This window comes from Gemmatimonadaceae bacterium (assembly GCA_037721215.1).
In the GTDB taxonomy this organism is placed as follows: domain Bacteria; phylum Gemmatimonadota; class Gemmatimonadetes; order Gemmatimonadales; family Gemmatimonadaceae; genus UBA4720.
In genome coordinates, this window is record JBBJNV010000005.1 from 84,456 (window position 1) to 102,992 (window position 18,537).

At 60.3% G+C, this 18,537-nt stretch carries 18 protein-coding genes and 2 tRNA genes; 5 read left to right on the forward strand and 15 right to left on the reverse strand.

Features of this window, described 5'->3' with window-relative positions; all coding sequences use genetic code 11:
- Nucleotides 1-262 precede the first annotated feature (262 nt).
- From WKF55_03705 to WKF55_03750, 10 genes are all read right to left on the reverse strand, one after another.
- The gene (locus WKF55_03705; GenBank protein MEJ7758682.1) at nt 263-826 is read right to left on the reverse strand and encodes a superoxide dismutase family protein; all 564 of its coding nucleotides are present in this window, start codon (nt 824-826) and stop codon (nt 263-265) included.
- A 91-nt stretch (nt 827-917) separates the two neighbouring features.
- A complete protein-coding gene (locus WKF55_03710) occupies nt 918-2,777 on the reverse strand; it encodes a hypothetical protein (GenBank protein ID MEJ7758683.1) in 1,860 nt (619 codons plus the stop codon).
- 78 nt (nt 2,778-2,855) lie between these two features.
- Entirely contained in the window at nt 2,856-3,014 is a 159-nt protein-coding gene (locus tag WKF55_03715; GenBank protein MEJ7758684.1) for a DUF5989 family protein, read from the reverse strand.
- A gap of 13 nt (nt 3,015-3,027) precedes the next feature.
- Nucleotides 3,028-3,477, reverse strand: a complete 450-nt coding sequence (locus tag WKF55_03720; GenBank protein ID MEJ7758685.1) for a hypothetical protein — start codon at nt 3,475-3,477, stop codon at nt 3,028-3,030.
- On the reverse strand, nt 3,450-5,273 hold the full coding sequence (locus tag WKF55_03725; protein ID MEJ7758686.1) for a carbamoyltransferase: 1,824 nt from the start codon (nt 5,271-5,273) through the stop codon (nt 3,450-3,452). Before WKF55_03725 ends, WKF55_03720 begins: the two co-directional genes overlap by 28 nt.
- Before the next feature lie 22 nt (nt 5,274-5,295).
- Nucleotides 5,296-6,150 (reverse strand): DUF1206 domain-containing protein, encoded by an 855-nt coding sequence (locus WKF55_03730; GenBank protein MEJ7758687.1) that lies wholly within the window; start codon nt 6,148-6,150, stop codon nt 5,296-5,298.
- A gap of 39 nt (nt 6,151-6,189) precedes the next feature.
- Complete coding sequence (locus WKF55_03735) at nt 6,190-7,992, reverse strand: DEAD/DEAH box helicase (protein ID MEJ7758688.1); 1,803 nt, start codon at nt 7,990-7,992, stop codon at nt 6,190-6,192.
- Between the two features lie 155 nt (nt 7,993-8,147).
- Complete coding sequence (locus tag WKF55_03740; GenBank protein MEJ7758689.1) at nt 8,148-9,476, reverse strand: ATP-grasp domain-containing protein; 1,329 nt, start codon at nt 9,474-9,476, stop codon at nt 8,148-8,150.
- A 90-nt stretch (nt 9,477-9,566) separates the two neighbouring features.
- Nucleotides 9,567-10,793, reverse strand: a complete 1,227-nt coding sequence (locus WKF55_03745; GenBank protein ID MEJ7758690.1) for a hypothetical protein — start codon at nt 10,791-10,793, stop codon at nt 9,567-9,569.
- Nucleotides 10,790-11,251, reverse strand: a complete 462-nt coding sequence (locus WKF55_03750) for a hypothetical protein (GenBank protein MEJ7758691.1) — start codon at nt 11,249-11,251, stop codon at nt 10,790-10,792. Before WKF55_03750 ends, WKF55_03745 begins: the two co-directional genes overlap by 4 nt.
- A 430-nt stretch (nt 11,252-11,681) precedes the next feature.
- Between WKF55_03750 and WKF55_03755 the strand changes: the two genes are divergently transcribed.
- From WKF55_03755 to WKF55_03775, 5 genes are all read left to right on the forward strand, one after another.
- The gene (locus WKF55_03755) at nt 11,682-12,440 is read left to right on the forward strand and encodes a DUF4331 family protein (GenBank protein MEJ7758692.1); all 759 of its coding nucleotides are present in this window, start codon (nt 11,682-11,684) and stop codon (nt 12,438-12,440) included.
- A 38-nt stretch (nt 12,441-12,478) separates the two neighbouring features.
- On the forward strand, nt 12,479-13,060 hold the full coding sequence (locus tag WKF55_03760; protein ID MEJ7758693.1) for a DUF4331 family protein: 582 nt from the start codon (nt 12,479-12,481) through the stop codon (nt 13,058-13,060).
- Between the two features lie 100 nt (nt 13,061-13,160).
- The gene (locus WKF55_03765; protein ID MEJ7758694.1) at nt 13,161-14,492 is read left to right on the forward strand and encodes a tetratricopeptide repeat protein; all 1,332 of its coding nucleotides are present in this window, start codon (nt 13,161-13,163) and stop codon (nt 14,490-14,492) included.
- A 19-nt stretch (nt 14,493-14,511) separates the two neighbouring features.
- Nucleotides 14,512-15,246: an RtcB family protein gene (locus WKF55_03770; GenBank protein ID MEJ7758695.1), complete on the forward strand. Its 735-nt coding sequence runs from the start codon at nt 14,512-14,514 to the stop codon at nt 15,244-15,246.
- Complete coding sequence (locus WKF55_03775; GenBank protein MEJ7758696.1) at nt 15,149-15,724, forward strand: RtcB family protein; 576 nt, start codon at nt 15,149-15,151, stop codon at nt 15,722-15,724. Before WKF55_03770 ends, WKF55_03775 begins: the two co-directional genes overlap by 98 nt.
- A gap of 73 nt (nt 15,725-15,797) precedes the next feature.
- Here the strand turns inward: WKF55_03775 and WKF55_03780 are convergent.
- The 5 genes from WKF55_03780 to WKF55_03800 all read right to left on the reverse strand — a co-directional run bounded on the left by WKF55_03780 (nt 15,798) and on the right by WKF55_03800 (nt 18,503).
- A tRNA-Met gene (locus WKF55_03780) sits at nt 15,798-15,871 on the reverse strand.
- Nucleotides 15,872-15,970: 99 nt separating this feature from the next.
- Nucleotides 15,971-16,044: transfer RNA gene (locus tag WKF55_03785), tRNA-Met, on the reverse strand.
- 62 nt (nt 16,045-16,106) lie between these two features.
- Nucleotides 16,107-16,400 (reverse strand): septum formation initiator family protein, encoded by a 294-nt coding sequence (locus WKF55_03790; GenBank protein ID MEJ7758697.1) that lies wholly within the window; start codon nt 16,398-16,400, stop codon nt 16,107-16,109.
- An 8-nt stretch (nt 16,401-16,408) separates the two neighbouring features.
- Nucleotides 16,409-17,695, reverse strand: coding sequence for a phosphopyruvate hydratase (gene eno, locus WKF55_03795; protein MEJ7758698.1), 1,287 nt, complete (start codon nt 17,693-17,695; stop codon nt 16,409-16,411).
- Nucleotides 17,696-17,699: 4 nt separating this feature from the next.
- Nucleotides 17,700-18,503, reverse strand: a complete 804-nt coding sequence (locus WKF55_03800) for a lysophospholipid acyltransferase family protein (GenBank protein MEJ7758699.1) — start codon at nt 18,501-18,503, stop codon at nt 17,700-17,702.
- Nucleotides 18,504-18,537 lie beyond the last annotated feature (34 nt).

Here is an 18,537-nt window from a genome sequence, read left to right on the forward strand (position 1 = left end):
GGAAATTGTCACCGGAGTGCTTTCAGCTGCTCTGAAAATTAGATCTGACAGTTATCTCAGTGAGCTGCTGACGACGTTGTCAACGCATATCCAATTGACGACGCGGTCAGACCGGCATACGACCGGGCGATCGACGCGATCGACGCGATCGAGTCCGTTCATTATCGCGGCCAGGTGCTGGCGGCGACGAGGCGGCGTACCAGCAGGTAGCGGGCGGGCACATCCTGTCCACCGCGTCACCAGACACGGGCAGCCGACGACTCTAATTCCGCCTTACGACCCCGCAAGCGATCCGACCGCCGCTGTTACCTGCAGGCTGCGATATCTGATCGTCAGCGGTCGCGTGAATGACTAAAGCGGATCCATCGCCATCGAAGAGCGTCGTCGAGCCGGGCGTAAGTGATACGCGATCGGTAGTAAAGCTGGCTCGCCCGAGCCGGTCGACGCCAATGGTGAAATTGGGCGCATCGCCGGCATGCGGGCCGCCCGGATTATCGAGCCCGTGCATTCGCCCCAGCGGATTGAAGTGCTCTCCCGCAGAAGCAAACGGCGTTGCGGCCGCCCCTTCGCAGAGCCCTGCGGCATGAAAATGTATTCCGTGCGTGCCAATCGGCAGATCGCGAAGCTGCGCCTCCACATGGACGATGTTGTTTGCGTCCTGCCAGATTTCGGCGGTTCCGCGAGGCTCGCCCGCCGCACTGACAATAAGGGCACTGGCGACTGCAACGCGACCGCCCGATAGCACAGGGGCGCTGGCGCACCCGATCATCGCTGCGAGGGTGCCCGCTGCGACGATGCGTGAAGCTGACACTGAGAATGCGAACATGTATTTCCTCGGAATGTGAGTACGAAGCCATTCAGGAACGATTCACTGGGCGAGCAAGGAACGATATACCGGGAAAGCAAGGAACGTGCGCTCACCCCGGACCAAGCCCCAATGCCTGCATCCACTCGGCCAGTCCAGGGTACGCCGCGTTGGCGCGGGCGAGCCGGATGGCGACGTCTCTCGCGCGCTGCAGATCGCGCGACAGAGCGTAGGCGAGGCTCAGTTGATACATCGCAACCAGCATGGTCGGCTCGAGACGTAAGGCCTGCTCGAGAAACGGAATTGCGCGTTGGGCGTCCTTCGCCTGTAGAGCCAGCACGCCCACAGAAAACGAATTCACTGCATTCGGCTCTATCCTGTATGCAGCCTCGAGGTACGGTTTGGCGCGTTCGGGCTGGCCGGCAGCGACAAGCGCACCTCCTGTCAGACGGTAGGCAATCTCGACCCGCGGGGCATCCCGGATCAGGCCCTCGTACTCGGCGACCGCTGCGTCGACATTGCCTCGCCGCAAAAATGCCACTGCCGCCTCGGCCTTTGCGCTCGCCCACGGCATCTGTCCACGCGACGCCGCGAACGCAATGCTGTCGAGCAGATCAACGGGAGTATAGCCGCCTCGATAGTCCAGTTGCGAAGCGATCGGCACGAACGGCCATCGCGTGGTAATCGTTTTGACGGTGTGGTACGCGATTCGTTCGTCCAGCGGCGTCACTTTCGTGCCACGCAGGTAATCGTCCCATGACGCCATGCGTGTTACGTCGGAGCGTCTGCCCAGAAAACGTGCGCGCGCCAGAGCGTCGAAATAGGCATTTGCCAGCAACGCATAACCTTTGCGGTCTGGATGAACATGCTCGAGGAAGAGGTCTGAGCCCGGAATGCCGTAGGCCGCCTGTTGGTTGAAAGTCTCTTCAACCGGTACATAGTAAGAGCCGGTTTCGCGCGCTATTCGTTCAACGAGCCGCCTGAACTCACCGGGAGCACGAAATCGGATCGGGTCGAGATCTCGCGCCCTCGCAAACCGGACTGCCGCATTGACGGTATCGCGACGTGACAGCATCTCTGTTGCCGAATCGAACGTCACCTGGGCAGCCTTGCCCTCCGACGACGCGAGCGTCCCGAAGGGCCGGATACCGCGCAGATTGCTCGGCGTGCTGCCGATGAAGACCGGCACACCTGCCGCCCTGAAAGCTCCGATCGCCGACCTCAGATTACTCTCGTACTGGCGCTTGCCTCGTTCGTAGGTCTTGCCGCCCAGTGTGATTCGCTGGTCGCGAACGACACTCTCCATTCGGCTGGGGTCGGCCTCCATCTCAGCGGTTGAAGGTTTACCGCCGACGGCAGCGATCCCCGCATTGACGACATTGCGGAACAGTACGAAAGTCTTGAAACGCTGAAGTCGCAGGTAGAGTCGAACGAAGCCGGGAAATGCGCCAAGAGTTTCGGTCGAGCCCGCACCCAGCGCGCCATAGAACTCGTTGTGACCACCGTAAATCAGAACACCGTCTGGTTTCTGCTCGATGACCTCATCTGCAAGGTCTGCAATCGCGTAGCTGTTGGTGGCGGCCATGCCGAGATTGACTACCTCAACCGTGTCGCCCGGCAGCACGTCGCGCAGAGCGTCTCGCAGCAGCCGGGAAAATGTCGCGTTTGGAGGATATGGAAATCCGGCCGCGGATGATTCGCCCATAACGAACAGCCGCAGCGAATTCGCAGGCTTTACTGCCAGAAACTCGTCTGCAGGAGGGGAGGGCGGAAAACGCTCGCTGGGGAAGTATCTCTTTCCAACACTGGAACCGGGAATGAGATAAAGGCCCTTGTATATCGCGGGTGCTTCGAACAGCGACACGCTTCCGCCATACCTTGCAGCTCGCAGCCCGACCTCCATCCCGAGCAACAGCAGAACGGGAATGAGCAACGTGATTCCCAGAAAGACCGCGGCTTTTCCGCTCGACATCGGTTTGCCGGGCGGATGGGCCGTGGCTCGCGAGGCTGATGATTTGTTTTGCGCCGCGATGCGCTGCTTCAAGAGATGCTAGAAAATTGTGTAGATGAACGGAGCGAGTGCCGAACCCTGTGCGAACACCAGGAGGCCGCCGACGAGCAGGAGCATGATGAAGATGGGAAGCAGCCAGAGCTTCTTTCGCTCCTTCATGAAAGCCCACAGCTCGCCGACCAACCCGAAGAATCCCATGCTCAGTCGCCTCCTAGAACTGCCGTTCCATGCGGAGCCGCCGACGCTCGGCATCCTCCGGCCCGCGAGTTACCCAGCAGGTCTCCGCATCGTTGCTGCGGTCGAGCGCATTTTTTCCGAAAGCGCGTCGAACCACACCGAATGGCGTCAGCACGCCAAAATAGATCACGACCATGAAGATGGGCGTCGTCACTTTGGACATTGCACCTGCAAGCCGCATCCAGGCCTGCTCTACGCCCCGGAGATGAATCGGTGCCGCGAACGCCGCAATGTACAGAAGCGAGGCGAGAATGGCGAAAATCGTGGCGGCGGTCTCGCGATGCCGCCAGTAGAGAATGGCGGCCAAAGCAGCAAACGCGGATCCGACTGTAAACCCGAATCGTCGGCCATCCGCCGCCGAATACGCGGCGTTTTTTTCTGTACCGATCGGCGACGTCAATCGGCCGGTATCGATTGCTGCCATGCCCCGGCATCACTCATCGGCTGATCAGATTTGGCAACTGCGAACGACCCGATGATCAGATGGTCGAGCCCCGTGCGCATGAAGCAGCGGTAGGCGTCCTCAGGCGTGCAGACGATGGGCTCTCCACGAACGTTGAAAGAGGTGTTCACCAGTACCGGACAGCCAGTAAGGCGATTGAACTCCTCGATCAGCGAATGGTAAGCCGGGCTCCGCTCCGCCGTCACCGTCTGAATGCGGGCGGAATAATCGAGATGGGTGACTGCTGGAATATCAGATCGAGGAATATTCAGGCGATCGATGCCCCAAGGCTCGCTGTCGGCTGGCGACGGTGGGCAACGCCGGCTTTGAACGACGGGCGCGACGACGAGCATGTATGGAGACTCACTTTCCAGTTCAAAATATTCATCTGCGGAGCGTTGCAGCACGCTCGGCGCAAACGGCCGGAATCCTTCCCGAAACTTCACTTTGAGATTGATGGAGGCCTGCATGCGGGCACTGCGGGGATCGGCGAGAATGCTTCGTGCGCCGAGCGCTCGAGGACCGAATTCCATTCGTCCCTCGAACCAGCCGATGACCTGATCCTGGGCCAGCAGACTCGCGGCGTGAACGATGATTTCATCCTGCGTCATTTGCTGGTAGCGGGCACCACACAGGGTCAATGCCTGCTCGATCGCAACGTCGTCGAACGAAGGCCCCAGCAGCGAGCCCTCCATTGCATCGTCCGTCTGCGCAACGCGCGGCTGCGCGAGATACCGGTGCCATGCGAGAAGCGCGGCACCCAGCGCACCGCCCGCATCGCCGGAGGCAGGCTGTATCCAGACTCTATCGAATGGACCCTCGCGCATCACCTTGCCATTCGCCACCGCGTTCAATGCGACCCCTCCGGCAAGGCATAGAACCCGGCTACCCGTCCTGTCGTGCGCGGTTCGCGCCATGCGAAGCACGACTTCTTCGCAAACGTCCTGCACACTGCGCGCGAGATCCATCTCTCGCTGGGTGAGGCTCGACTCGGGAGCGCGCGGCGGCCCGTCGAAAAGTTCATCGAACGCCGGGCTCGTCATCGTGAGCCCGGCCAGGTAGTTGAAATACCGCTGGTTGAGCGTAAAGGAGCCGTCGCTCCTGAGATCGATGAGCTCGCGGTAAATCGCGTCTACGTACCTCGGTGTCCCGTATGGAGCGAGACCCATGACCTTGTACTCGCCCGAGTTGACCTTGAAACCCGCGTGATAGGTAAATGCCGAGTAGAGCAACCCGAGCGAATCGGGCCAGTGCAGCTCCAGCAACAGGTCGATCTCTGATCCATGCCCGTGACCGACGGACGCAGTAGCCCATTCGCCCACGCCGTCGATAGTCAGGATCGCAGCTTCGTCGTACGGCGACGGCAGAAACGCGCTTGCCGCGTGCGACTCGTGATGCTCAGCGTAAAGAACCCGTCCGCTGTAACCTCCCAGTCCCTCCCGGATTGCGCGGTCTGTGTAGAGCTTCTCCTTGATCCACACGGGTCCGGCTTTCAGGAACGATCCGAACCCTCGTGGAGCGACACCGAGCCAGGTCTCAATAATTCGTTCGAACTTGAGCAGCGGCTTGTCATAGAAGGCGACCGCCTCGAGATCGTTCGCCCCGATGTTCGAGTTCTCCAGACAATACGCAACCGCACGCGCCGGGAAGGATGCATCGGCCTTGATTCGTGTGAACCGTTCTTCCTGCGCGGCGGCAACGATCTGTCCATCCCGGAGGAGGCATGCAGCGCTGTCGTGATAAAATGCGGAAATGCCGAGGACGTACCGGTGGCTCACGGACAGCGCACCGTGCTGCCGGTCAATCGACCTCTACGCGGCGCCATCGTGCGTTGACGAGCTGCATGCATCCGTAGGCAACGAGCCCGAAAGCGACTACCCCAAGCAAGGCACGCCCGTAGGGAAGGCGTCCAACGGTATCGAGCGCCCCATCGATTCCCTTCACCGGCCTTCCGCTGTATTTGACTGCCGCGATCACGATAAACCAGCCGATTACGAGAAATACTACCCCGCGCGCAGCGAGCCCAAACCTCGACATTTTGGAAATCCAGCCGTGCCAGTGATCGTCAATCCGATAGAGATGAAGATGCTTGTTGACGTCGCGCGCAAATGCTTTCCGGAACTGGAACAATGCGTATGCAATCACCATGACGCCCCCGGTTGCAACCAGCCAGCGCCCCGCCGGGGCAGCAAGGAAGCGAACGGTCCATTCCCGCGTCGTCTGGCTCTCGCCGATGTCACCGTTCACCACCCGCCAGGCCTGAATTGCGAGCCCGACCGCGATGATGCCGCTTCCGGCCTGCCCCAGCCTCAGCGCGACGCCCTTGAAGGCCTTGCCGCGGTGCTCAGTGTCACGCCAGGCGGCGATAAATCTCCACACCGCGTAACCCAGCAGCCCGACGACCGACAACGCAACGATGATGCGTCCAAAAGGCTGTTGAAGTATCATCGATACAACGCCTCTGCCATCTGTGGTCTGCCCGCCGAGGCCAGCGACCGCAAGCGCGGCAAGCGATCCCATGACCACGTAGACCACACCTTTGGAGGCGTAGCCGACGCGAGCGAGGCGGCATATCCACGGGCCAACCGCCTCTGCAACTTCGTCGGTGTCAGGTGCCGCCGGCTGAGAAGGCTGCTCTGCAGGATGTGCTGTCATGCGGTCACGATGCACGCGAGACACGTCGATCCGCAACGGTCAGCCCCGGCCTACTTTCCCCGGCTTTCTGCCTGTGGTCAGCTCCCGCTCGCGCCGTACGGTGATTTTCTGTCCGCGAATCTTTGCTCCGGTGAGCGCACCGATGATAGCGTCCACAGATTCTTCGGGCACCTCGACCAGCGAAAACCCGTCGCCCATTTCAATGGTCCCGATGTCCCGGCCGGATATGCCGGCCTCGTTCGCAATTGCACCGACGAGGTCTGCCGGCCGAATTCCTGTCCGCCGTCCCACGCCCACGTAAAGACGCGTGCCCCTCCGTTTTGCGCCGGGTTTGCCACCGGGTCTGCCAGCTGCCAACGCATCTTCTCTGGCCGCACCGCGCTTTGAGGCTTTCCCGCTCGCCGTCGCGTCGTAATCCTCACGCTTTCGCAATGGCTTGCTGCTGCCAAGCCCTTTGACGCGCTCGGCGTGCGCGGCCACCGGAACTACGTCATCCTCATTACCTGCCGGACCCGCTGACGCTTCATGGGCAAGTTTCACCGCGGCGGCCGCAACATCCATTACATCGAGGTCGGTGGCGAGCGATTCTACAATCGCCCTGTAAGGCTCGAGACCTTCCGAACCCGCCGCTGTGCGCAGCAACGCCCGCGTTGCTTCCAACCGGCGCGCCTTGAGGTCGAGAATGGTCGGAACCGTCTCAATCCGGATCTTCTGCTTGGTGTGCTGCTCGATGTTGCGCAGCATCCGCGTCTCGCGGGCCTCGACGAGCGTGATGGCTACCCCTTCCCTGCCGGCCCGGCCGGTGCGCCCGATCCGGTGCACGTAAGCATCGGGAGACGACGGCACATCGAAATTCACGACATGCGACAGATGCCCGATGTCCAGGCCGCGGGCCGCAACATCAGTCGCAACGAGCAGCTCCACCCCGCCCTCACGAAATCTGCGCATCACCCGGTCACGCTGTTCCTGCGACAACCCCCCATGGATAGCCTCCGCCCGGTAGCCTCGTCCGTTAAGAGTCTCGGTGAGTTCATCCACCTCTGTGCGGGTGCGGCAAAACACGATTGCCGACGTCGGGTTCTCGACGTCGAGCACCCGGCCCAACGCGGCTGGCTTCTGCTGCCGTTGTACCATGTACGCAACCTGACGCACTTTTGGAAGCGTGCCGGCTACTGCGCGCTCGCCGGCAATTTTTACGTTCGCCGGTTCGCGGAGATGCTTTTTCGCGATCGACTTGATTCGGGGTGCTATCGTCGCCGAGAACAGTGCGGTTTGCCGCTCCTTTGGAGTTGCATCGAGAATTGCGTCGAGATCTTCGGCGAAGCCCATGTCCAGCATTTCGTCGGCCTCATCCAGCACCACGGTTTTCACATGGCTCAGGTCCAGCGTGCTGCGCTTGATGTGATCGAGGGCACGTCCCGGTGTTGCCACGACGACATCGACCCCGCGACGCAGGACGGTGAGCTGCTGGTGAATGGATTGGCCCCCATATATCGGCAGCACGCGCGCTCCAAAAGCCCGTCCGTACTTGTGAACTGCTTCCGCCACCTGCATCGCAAGTTCCCGCGTCGGCACGAGTATCAGAGCACTTACGAGCGGTCTGGATGCAATTCGTGCCGGATCGGCAGCAATGCGCTGGAGAATTGGAATCGCGAATGCGGCGGTCTTGCCGGTTCCCGTAGCCGCCTGGCCAAGCAGGTCGCGCCCTGCGAGGAGCGGCGGTATCGCTTCGCGCTGGATGGGAGTGGGTTCTTCATATCCGAGCACGTTGAGTGTGCCGGCTATCGAATCGGCAATACCGAGGGCGATGAAGCCGTTGGCGTTGTCGGTTTGGTCTTCCATGCGGGTGGTCCGATCGGTCAGAGAGATGTTGCCCGGACACGCGGGCTTGCTGACCGGATAGTCAAGCTAGCGGGTCTGGATGGCCCATGACGATATGCATGCTACCTGTTGAGGATCAATACGAACGCCCGGCGAACAACTCTGATAACGTGCGATCAGTTGAACACCTCTCGCACGCCGGTCAGCAGTTCTTCGACGGTTCCAGCATCCGCCCCGATACATGCAACTGTGACCTTTCCCGCGGCCAGCCGCCCCGGGTTGAATGGTATCACGCCAGTCCCCCGAACGCCGTCGAACATCAACCCTCCGCATCGCTGCCGAACGGTGGCAAAGTTGGTCGGCGGGACAAAGATATTGACCGAGCGAAACGCAGTTACGGGATTCAGTCCGCGCTGCGTCTGAATGCCATTTACCCGCTCCATGAGCGCAGTTGCGTACATACCGCCGTTGATACGCGCGTTCAGTTCCGACAGGAAATATTCCCGCACGCCCGTCTGGCTGTTTTCATACTCGCAGAAATCGAAACCTGCGGCGCCTGAAAATCCTTCCTCCTTCAGAGCGTTCGTAAGCCTTGCAGCGGAATCGATCATCGCTGGCAGCAACGATGCGACTGTCGGAAATACGCTTCCCGCAAAAACGAGGCGGCCGTCCACTCTCTGATCGTTGACACTCACACAGGAGATGTCGCCACTTTCGGGATCGATCCACATGACGACATTGGGTGAGCAAATCACGTCGAAGAAAGGCTCGACGATGTAGATGTCGTTGTCTTCCCGGTTGGCGATGAGCTGCGTACAGGCGGCGATATCGCGATCGGCTTCGACGATGAACGTCGACGAACCGGACGCACCGAAAGAACCTTTGACGACAACGCGGCCACTTACTCTAAGGCACTCAGCCAATGTCGCTGAAAGTCGTGCCTGGTCGGCCGACTGAGACCCATGCCGCATTCGCACCACCGCCGCAGGCGCCACTGGAACTCCGCACTGGGCAGCACGCTCACGAATGACATGCTTCATGTTTGCGTTTCTGACCCGGTCGGGGGGTGCGCCGATTACCCGCACAGAACGGCCGATCGTCGCTCCGAGAGCGTCGGCGAGGCGCCATTCGACTTCGGTCGCAATGAACGGGTTGAGGACTACCGCCGATGCGCCGCACATCGTCCCGAGACGCGAGAGTGCGCCCGGGTTTGACATGAGAGTTTCAGCCATCGAACCGTTCGGTGACGGGGCGGCGCCGTCTGACGCGACGACGATCCTGTCGATCGGCGGCGTCATACCGAGTTCCAGCATGTAGTCCAGGAAGTCGCGGTCGACTGCGGATGGCACAACGACGATGTCCTGCTCACCAGCGAGGAACAGCGCGCGGTGTGATTCTTCATCGTCGAGATTTACACCGGCCAGATTGCCAATCGAGGTCACGCCATGCACAAAAACGTTCGTGTCCTTCATGCGACTCATCGCTTCGATAATGCCGGAAGGCATCGCGGCCGCCGTGGGTTGCAACTCCCGAGCGGGGGTCATCGAAGCGCCCGCTGTCGACGCGCGCCGCGTGTACCAGCAGCGTGTCCAGTGTCACTCATCGGCGGACACCGGGGACGCCAACCCGGCATACGGCCGGAATTTCCCGCTGGCCGAGGGCGAGATGCTATCGACGAATTTCATGTGGAAGGCGACACCCGGTCCCAGTACGCTTCGCACAGATCGCTCGACCTCCGTCACCTGTTCGCCGGTTTGCTCGGATGATGCGACCACGTAGGCAGTGATGAGATCGATCCGTTCCTGGATCATTGAAAAGTTCCTGATCCACGGGGTGAGACCCAGGTTGAATGAAAAGGGATGCAGCAGTCTGCCATCGGGAAGCCGGAAGTAATCGAGGGCTCGACCGTCGATTCTCGCAAGCGTGGGGGAATGGGCGCCACACGCGCAGCGTGCCGGACCTTTCGTCACCACATCGCCGATGCGGTAGCGAATGAACGGCATGGTGAACGCGTTCAGATTCGTTCCAATCAACTCGCCGTTGCGTCCTTCTGCCGCTCCCTGGTTGCCTTCAACCACCTCAGTAACCACCGCGCGCTGTCGGATGTGATACAGCTTTTCGCTGCGGCACTGGAAAGCCGTCACCCCCAGCTCGTGAGATGCATAAACATCGTAAACCGGTGCATTGAACGCCGTGGCGATTGTCTGTCGCATGGCTGCTGTCAGAACCTCGCCTCCCACCCCTACATACCGTGGACGTACTTCACTGCCGCCGTCATCGAGCGCGAGTCGCGCTACTTGCGCGATGACACCTGGAAACCCGTTGATGGCGCTAGGCGAGAATGCCCGCAACTGCCGGAGTATCTCTGCTGGTGGCAGCAGGCAGCTGATTCTTGTCTGGTGGTACATCCGGGAGGCGGTAAGCACACGGAGCGCGCGTCCCTCCAGTCGCAGTGACGGCCGCGTGATGGCCACCCAGGCCGAGCGCGCGCCTGGCCGCGTTCCGTAGTAGTAGGCGAGGCGCCATCTGCCAACATTCACCGCGTGCTGTTCGGCAATCGAGTTGAAGATTGCGACCGGTTGCCCCGTTGACCCGCTTGTCGTGTGCCGCACAAGCGATGCACTTTCGAGTCCCTGCGCCATGAAGGCTCCGGGGTCGCGCTGCAGATCCTTTTTGTTGCTGATCGGGATTACCTGCAGATCGTCTGCCCCGCGAATCTTGTGAGCACGTATCCCGTTTTCGTCGAACAGGCGCCGATAGTAGGGCACGTTGGCATAGGCATGCATGACCAGTCGCCGTACACGCCTGTCAGTTGAGCTCATCGGCGACCGGTGGCGGGGTGCCGATAGGTTGACGCGAGCCCGAGCAGACCGAGCTGGATCATCGTCCCCGGCGCGAGCGCTGGGGTCGCCCCCATGAGCGCTTCCTTTATCAGACCGAGTCCACCTGTCTCCGGATTCATCTCGCGCTCGAACTCAACATTTCCCGAGTAATGCAGAATCATTCCGGCGAAGCCGCTCACCACGAAGACGACCATTACCCCCTGCAACACTCTGATGGCATTTCTGTGTGTGCGGGTAACGGCGTGCGCGCCTGCGGCACAGATTCCGCAAACTAGGAGCGCAATCGGGACGATCTGCCAGAGGCCATCAGTGTGTTCCATCAGAAAAAGTTCGACAAGAATTCCAACCATTCCGAGCAGCAGAATTGCAAGTAGCGCAGCCCGTATTTTTGCAGTTGTTGCGGACTCGCCGGCCAGATCGTCCGGGGGAAATGTCATTCGTCAGCAGCTGGCTGGGGCATTTGCGGGGGCTGTGATTCATGTGTGGGGCTGAAGGTATTTACGTCCGCGGGTGAGTTATCAGAAGGCCTTGCGTTGCGGTGTGCCTGAAGCATAAATATATCGTTGCTTCCTGTACGGATATTTCAGGGAAACGCGAGGCAGGTGCGTTGTGGCATGATCATTACCGGTTTTCCGGCGTTTTCAAGGCCGGTGGCGCGGAACATGCCTTCTGAACATCCAAACTTGTGAGAATCGTTCGATTCCGGCCTGCTTTTGGAATGGTTTCCCTGGCATGAATCCGGACGGCTACAGTGTGTCGTATTAAGTTGTTGATGGAAATGTTCGGTTCGACGACGGTATTACGGGCACCGGGAGGGTCCGCGAAAATGCCTCCCTTTTCAAAACCTTTTTGTACGCAGGAGACGCGATGAAAGTACGGATTACCAGGCGCGATCTGATCGTGCCGGCGCTGGCGGCAGGCATGCTGGCGACAGTAGCCGGCGGGACGCTTATGGCGTCTGATCACCAGCAGACAGTTGTAACGGAAGTAAACCCGAGATTCGACATCACCGATGTCTGGGTTTTTCCAGGAAAGCCAAACCGTGTTTCCCTGCTGGTAACCACCAGCTCGCCACTTTCGCCGGCGCAGACAGACACCCACGCATTCGGAGATATCAGCGAAGAGCTCTATCAGATCAAGATCGACAACAATCAGGATCTCCAGGAAGATCTCGTTTTCCAGATCACGTTCACCGGTCCGAGAAACGCGCAGATCGTCACTGTCAGGGGCCCGGTTGCCCCGAATGAAGTCGGCAACGCAGCGGGTACCGTCCACGCAACGCTCCTGACTTCGCCCATCGTCGCCACCGGCCCCGTCAACACGCTGCTCGGCTCGGCCGATGGTATTCAGGTTTTCGCGGGCGCGACCGAAGATCCGTTCTTCATCGATCTCGAACAGTTCTTCCGCATTGTTCCCGATCGCAAGCCTGCGTTTGCGGAGCCGCTGGCAAGTCTGCCCAACGAACAGAACGCGACGTCGTTCCGTGAAAAACCGGCCCCTGATTTCATCGCCGGCTTCAACGGTCTGTCGATCGCTATCGAAGTTCCCAAGGAACTGCTCACCGCGGGTGGCTCGCGTCCTCGCTTCGGCGTCTGGGCGACTACCAGCCGCAACACTGCCCTCTAAGCAGCCCATCCCAGATACCCAGATAAGGAGCAACAATAATGTCGAGCAAGAAAAATCGGGCCGGGGCCGCTATGATGCTGGCTTTGGTGGCCGTCGGCTGCAGCGAAGGCACCAAGCAGCCTGACAACATTGCCGGACCAGACGTGTCCGCCGCAGTGCAGGCCCAGACGACCTTTCGCCAGGTCGAGCAGCTTGGAAACCCGCTCGTGCAGGAAGTGACGATCGTGAAGGCACGACACGTCCTGTATGACAGAACGATGCCTTACAACGAGGCAGAGTTCCGCCCGGAGACGGAGGCGTTTATCCGGGACGTTGCTGGTCGTCCGGCAGACTACGCCGCGACGGTTGCCGGTCTGCTGTACCCGGATATGATCATGGTCAACACTCTCCAGCCGGAAGAGACCGCTGGTTACCAGTCAATTGCGCTTGCCAACGGCTGGGGCGGGCGGAAGCTGTCTGACGATGTTGTAGACATTTCGCTGGTCGCGGTATTCAGCTCGCTGCTTGACCCGCGTGGCGCTTCGTGCGCTCCGTTCCAGCTGCCGCTGTGCACCGACAACGTCGATGCCAACGACAAGGCGTTCCTGGCGAACTTCCCGTACTTCGCCGCCCGCAACTAGCGGGGCGTCAAGTATAAGGGTTGCGAACCGGAGCATCGGTATGGCCGGTTGTCCTCAAAGCAATGAGGGCAACCGGCCAAGTCGCATCTAGGATCGCCATATGACTAATCGAAGCAAGGCAATGTTGTTTGCTGCCGTCGTTGGCGCCGGGCTAACCGGTTGGTGGGCCGTGGAGAGTCTCACGGCCGCTGGCCGCGGCTCATCGAATACAGGCCTTGGTGCGGCGGCTGCCGAGTTTGCCGCGCTCGAACAGGACATCGTGTTCTACGAACGTCGTGCGGCGAATGACACGCTGAGCGCGACAGATCGGGCAAAGCTCGCCGCACTTTATCTGCAGCGCGCGCGGGAGACCGGAGATTACTCCGATGTTCTTCGGGCAGAGACGCTGGCACGCAGGTCGCTTGCGCTCCGAACCGCCCACAACGTCGCGACGAATATGATCCTCGCCAACAGCCTGGTCGAACAGCACCGGTTCGCCGAGGCTCGCGAAATCGCGCAGCTGCTCGTGCAACAATCTCGTGGAGACCCTGACTTCGACCATTACCTTGCCCTTCTGGGAGAGGTGAGTCTGGAGGCAGGTGATTACGATGGCGCGCGTGCAGCTTTCGATTCGTTGAGCGCCGAGTCACGGGGAACGCTTGGAATTGCTCCCCGGATTGCGCGTTGGCTCGAGGTTCAGGGAAGTAACGACGCCGCACGCAGGCTTATCCTGCGAACGATTGCGCTCGCCGACTCTACTCCCCACCTGAAGCGGGAGCACGCGGCCTGGTTCCGTTTGCGGTTGGCCGACATCGAGATGCGTAACGGTCGCCTCCGTGGTGCCGGCGAGGCTCTCGATGCGGCAAGTGCAATTCTTCCCAGCGATTATCGGATTCTTGCAGCTCAAACGCGTCTGGCGGCGTTGAGAAATGATTGGCGCCGGGCCGTCAAGCTCGGTGACAGCACTATTGCGCTTGTCCTCGACCCTGCAACGCTTGGGATTATCGGCGAAGCACACGCCAGTCTCGGCGATTCAACCAAGGCAGAGGAGTACTACCGCACGATGGAGGTTGCCGTGTCGGGCCAGCCCGGCGCATTCCATCGGGCGACTGGTCTATTCCTGCTCGACCATGGCAGGGATGCTGCTGTCATCGAGGCAAAAGCCCGGGAGGAACTGGCTACCCGTCCGGATGTGTACGGGTATGATCTGCTTGCCTGGGCGCTGCACAAACAGGGAAAGAACATGGAGGCACGGGCTGCGATGTCGCGCGCGCTGCGGATGGGTACACGCGACGGTCTGCTCTTCTATCATGCGGGAATGGTAGAGCGCGCGTTGGGTGACAACCCGCGCGCCCGATACTATCTGACGCGTGCCCTTGCCGTTAATCCATCTTTCGATCCACTACACCCACGCGCGGCAAAGGCTACACTGGATTCGCTGAAGCGCACCTAGGCCCTGCCCAGGACCACGGATGACTGCGAACGTCACGGCGATTTTCGGTACACATGACGAAAAAACGCTGGCCCAGCTGCACGATGTAGCCTCACGGGCCGCTTACGCAGCATTGATGGCCGACGGCCATGTCGGTTACATCATGCCAATCGGTGGTGTGGCTGCCTTCCGCAACCAGGTGTCCGTACCCGGCGTGGGCTATGATATCGCATGCGGGAATGCCGCGATACGCACTGACCGCAGCGTCCACAATTACAATCGCCGGGACCTGACCCTGCTGGCCGATGAGATAGCCCGGACGGTCTCGTTTGGCGTTGGCCGCACCAATCGCGCCGATGATGCGCCGACGGATCATTCGTTATTCGAATCTGGTGCGTGGTCACTCCTTCCGCGCGAAGCGCAAGGCCACAATCTCAGGAACAAGGCACGCTCTCAACTCGGCACCGTGGGCAGCGGCAATCACTACGTCGACATTTTCGCGGACGATGAAGGTGCGATCTGGGTTGGCGTTCATTTCGGTTCGCGCGGTCTGGGGCATACGATTGCATCCGGATTTCTCTCGCTCGGCGCCGGCGAAAAGTGGGGCACGCCGGTCAGGGAAACGGGAAGCGATATTCGATCTGGACTCTCCGATCGGCTCGGACTACTGGTCGCTGATGAATCTCGCAGGGGAATACGCATATGCAGGTCGCGAATGGGTGGCGCGGAAGGTTGTCGAAATGATCGGCGCCCAGAAGGTGGAGTTGATCCATAACCACCACAACTTTGCGTGGCGCGAAGATCACTTCGGTGAATCGCTGGTCGTGGTACGGAAGGGCGCAACGCCCGCGTTCCCCGGCCAGAAAGGGTTTATCGGCGGATCGATGGGTGACAACGCGGTAATTGTGCGGGGTACGTCCAGCAGTCCGGCACAGGCTAGTGCACTTTACTCCACGGTCCACGGCGCGGGCCGGGTGATGTCGCGCACGCAGGCGCGGGGAAAGACGAAGGGCTGGGGTGCCAAGGCCCGCATCGTGTCGCCGGGACTGGTTTCGCAGGGAATGATGGACGAGTGGGTCAGGGAGCGCGGCGTTATTCTCCGCGGGGGCGGACTGGATGAATCACCCCACGCATACCGCCGCCTGCCCGATGTTCTGAGGGAACAGGGCGACACCATTCAAGTTCTGCACACGCTCACGCCACTTATCGTCGTCATGGCGGGTGCGGAAGAATTTGATCCGTACAAGGATTGATGGAAAGTCGGGTTCCCCAACCCGCTGCTGCCCGGGTCGCAGCCCTCACGCTTACGTCGCGGCAGGAAACGAATAGCAGGAGAGAGACTCGAACTCTCGACCTCACGATTATGAGTCGTGCGCTCTAGCCAGCTGAGCTACCCTGCCCTTATCATCGTGCAGCAAGACCTCTCGACCACTGAAGCCTCATTGCAAAGCGCAAACGGCCGGCCCTCTCGGACCGGCCGCACGCTGGAACTTCCATCATGGCGGGGGCGGGATTTGAACCCGCGACCTTCGGGTTATGAGCCCGACGAGCTACCAGGCTGCTCCACCCCGCGATAGAAGTCGGAATCTACCCGCCAGAGGAGCCAAGTCAAGCGGTCCAATCGCCCAACGCGCATCATCGAGGCGCTGTATCCGCAGCCGCCCCAAAGCGATAGAGAATCTCCCGGTCTCCCTTCACCATTCCAAACTGCTCGCGCGCAATTCTCTCCTGCGCCGACCGGTCGTTTTGTATCGCGCGCAGAAGCCGCCGCATGCTGTCCACCTGCCTGCTCAATGAATCGGTCTTTGCGCTCAGCTGCTTCTGTCTGGCACGCTGCTTCCACAAATCGGTGGTGCTCCATTCGCCACCCTGCAGCGCAAAATAAAGCGCACCCGCCATGATCATCCACAGAGCGACGCGCGCCAGCACGATTCGCGCTATCCCTGAAGCCCGTAAATCGCCCCGCCGGGATACTCGGCAACGTCACCAAGTTCTTCCTCGATTCGCAGAAGTTGATTGTACTTCGCGACACGATCCGTCCGGCTTGCTGAGCCGGTTTTTATCTGTCCCGCTCCCGTCGCAACTGCCAGGTCGGCGATAAAGGTGTCCTCAGTCTCGCCAGACCGGTGCGAGATGATGGACTGATAGCCGTTCGCACGCGCCATTTCGATAGCCTCGAGCGTCTCGGTCAGAGTGCCAATCTGATTCAGCTTGATAAGAATGGCATTCCCGACATCTTCCCGGATTCCGCGCGCGAGACGCTCCGTACTGGTGACGAAAAGATCGTCGCCAACGAGCTGCAGTCTGTCACCAAGCGCAGCAGTGAGCTTCGCCCAGCCGGCCCAGTCGTCCTCGGCCAGACCATCCTCGATCGACACAATCGGATATTCGTCCAGCCACGCCGTATACATCTCGATCATTGCATCCGCGCTCTTCGACCCTGCACCGCTCTTCTTGAAGGTGTAGGTCTTTCCCTTGAAGAGTTCGGATGCCGCGCAGTCGAGGGCGATCGCGATCTCCGTTCCGGGGGCATAACCCGCAACTTCGATCGCTTCGACAACTACTTTCAACGCGTCTTCATCACTGGCGAGATCGGGAGCAAACCCGCCCTCATCGCCGACGCCGGTGGACAGTTTGCGCTTTACAAGAACTTTCTTCAGCGCGTGAAAGACTTCGGTTCCCATTCGCAGACCTTCACCAAAACTATCTGCGCCGACCGGAACGATCATGTACTCCTGAAAGTCAACGGTATTGGTCGCGTGCGCACCGCCGTTGAGAATGTTCATCATCGGCACCGGGAGGGTGCGAGCCATCGGACCACCGAGATACCGGTAGAGCGGCATGCCCATGTCATTAGCCGCCGCCCGGGCCACCGCCATGGAGACTGCAAGAATTGCATTCGCGCCAAGCTTACCCTTGTTCGTACTCCCATCCAGCTCGATCATCGCCCGGTCAATTACTATCTGATCTGCGGCAATCAGACCGCTCAGAGCGGGAGCAATCCGCTCTTCGATACTCTGGACAGCAAGTTGAACCCCCCTGCCGAGGTAGCGATCGGCATCGCCGTCGCGCAGCTCGAGCGCCTCATGTTCGCCAGTCGAGGCGCCGCTGGGCACCGCCGCCCGCCCAGTGGCGCCGCTGGCCAGAGTCACGTCGGCCTCTACTGTCGGATTGCCACGGCTGTCGATGATTTCGCGGCCGCGAACGTCAATTATAGTTGACATCGTTTCAGGATTCGTTGTTGGAAGTTTGCATTGTATCGCTCGCCGCAATTGCGGTGGCAGGCCTGCTGACGCTTTCAATTCCGTAGTGCTCGGCCAGCGCTTCCACAATTCGCGTTCGCACCTTTTCCGCGAGCTCGCCACGTGCGGCGTACTCCATATTTTCGACCACGACGGGTTCAAGCAAATGAATGTGCACCGTCGCCGGTCTTATCAGAAAAGATCCTCGTGGCAGCACTTCCCGGGTGCCGTATGTCAGCACTGGAACCACCGGAACGCCGGCTGTGATAGCAAGTACGAAGGGACCCTTCTTGAACGGCCTGATCGCATACTCACTGCCTCGAGTTCCCTCAGGAAATACAACGACCGAGTTGCCTTCCCTGATTTTCGCCGCGGCCTCGTCGTATGCCCCGAACGCGGCTTTCCGATTCTCCCGCTGGATCGGCACCATTCCGATCGCCCGAATGGCGGGGCCGAATACCGGGAACTTGAACAGCTCCGCCTTCGCCACGAACTTGTACCGCGGGAGCGAGGCTGACAGCGTCGGTATGTCGAACCAGCTCATGTGGTTCGAGACAAATACCTGAGGTCCCTGGCCCCACGCGCGCTCCGGATTGTGCAGCACCACCCGGGTGCCCGATGCTGCCAGCAGGATCTTTGACCATACCCTGGGCGTGTGATCAAAAATGGAGCCTTCCCGGTCCTTCACGCCGGCGAGCCGGGCGATGATGCACGCAGTGCCCATCAGCGTCGTCGCCACCAGCGTAACAACAAGCGTTATGAGGGTGAGCAGCAGTGAAACGATGATCATTTGGGGGATGAATCGGGATCGGCGCCGCGCCTTG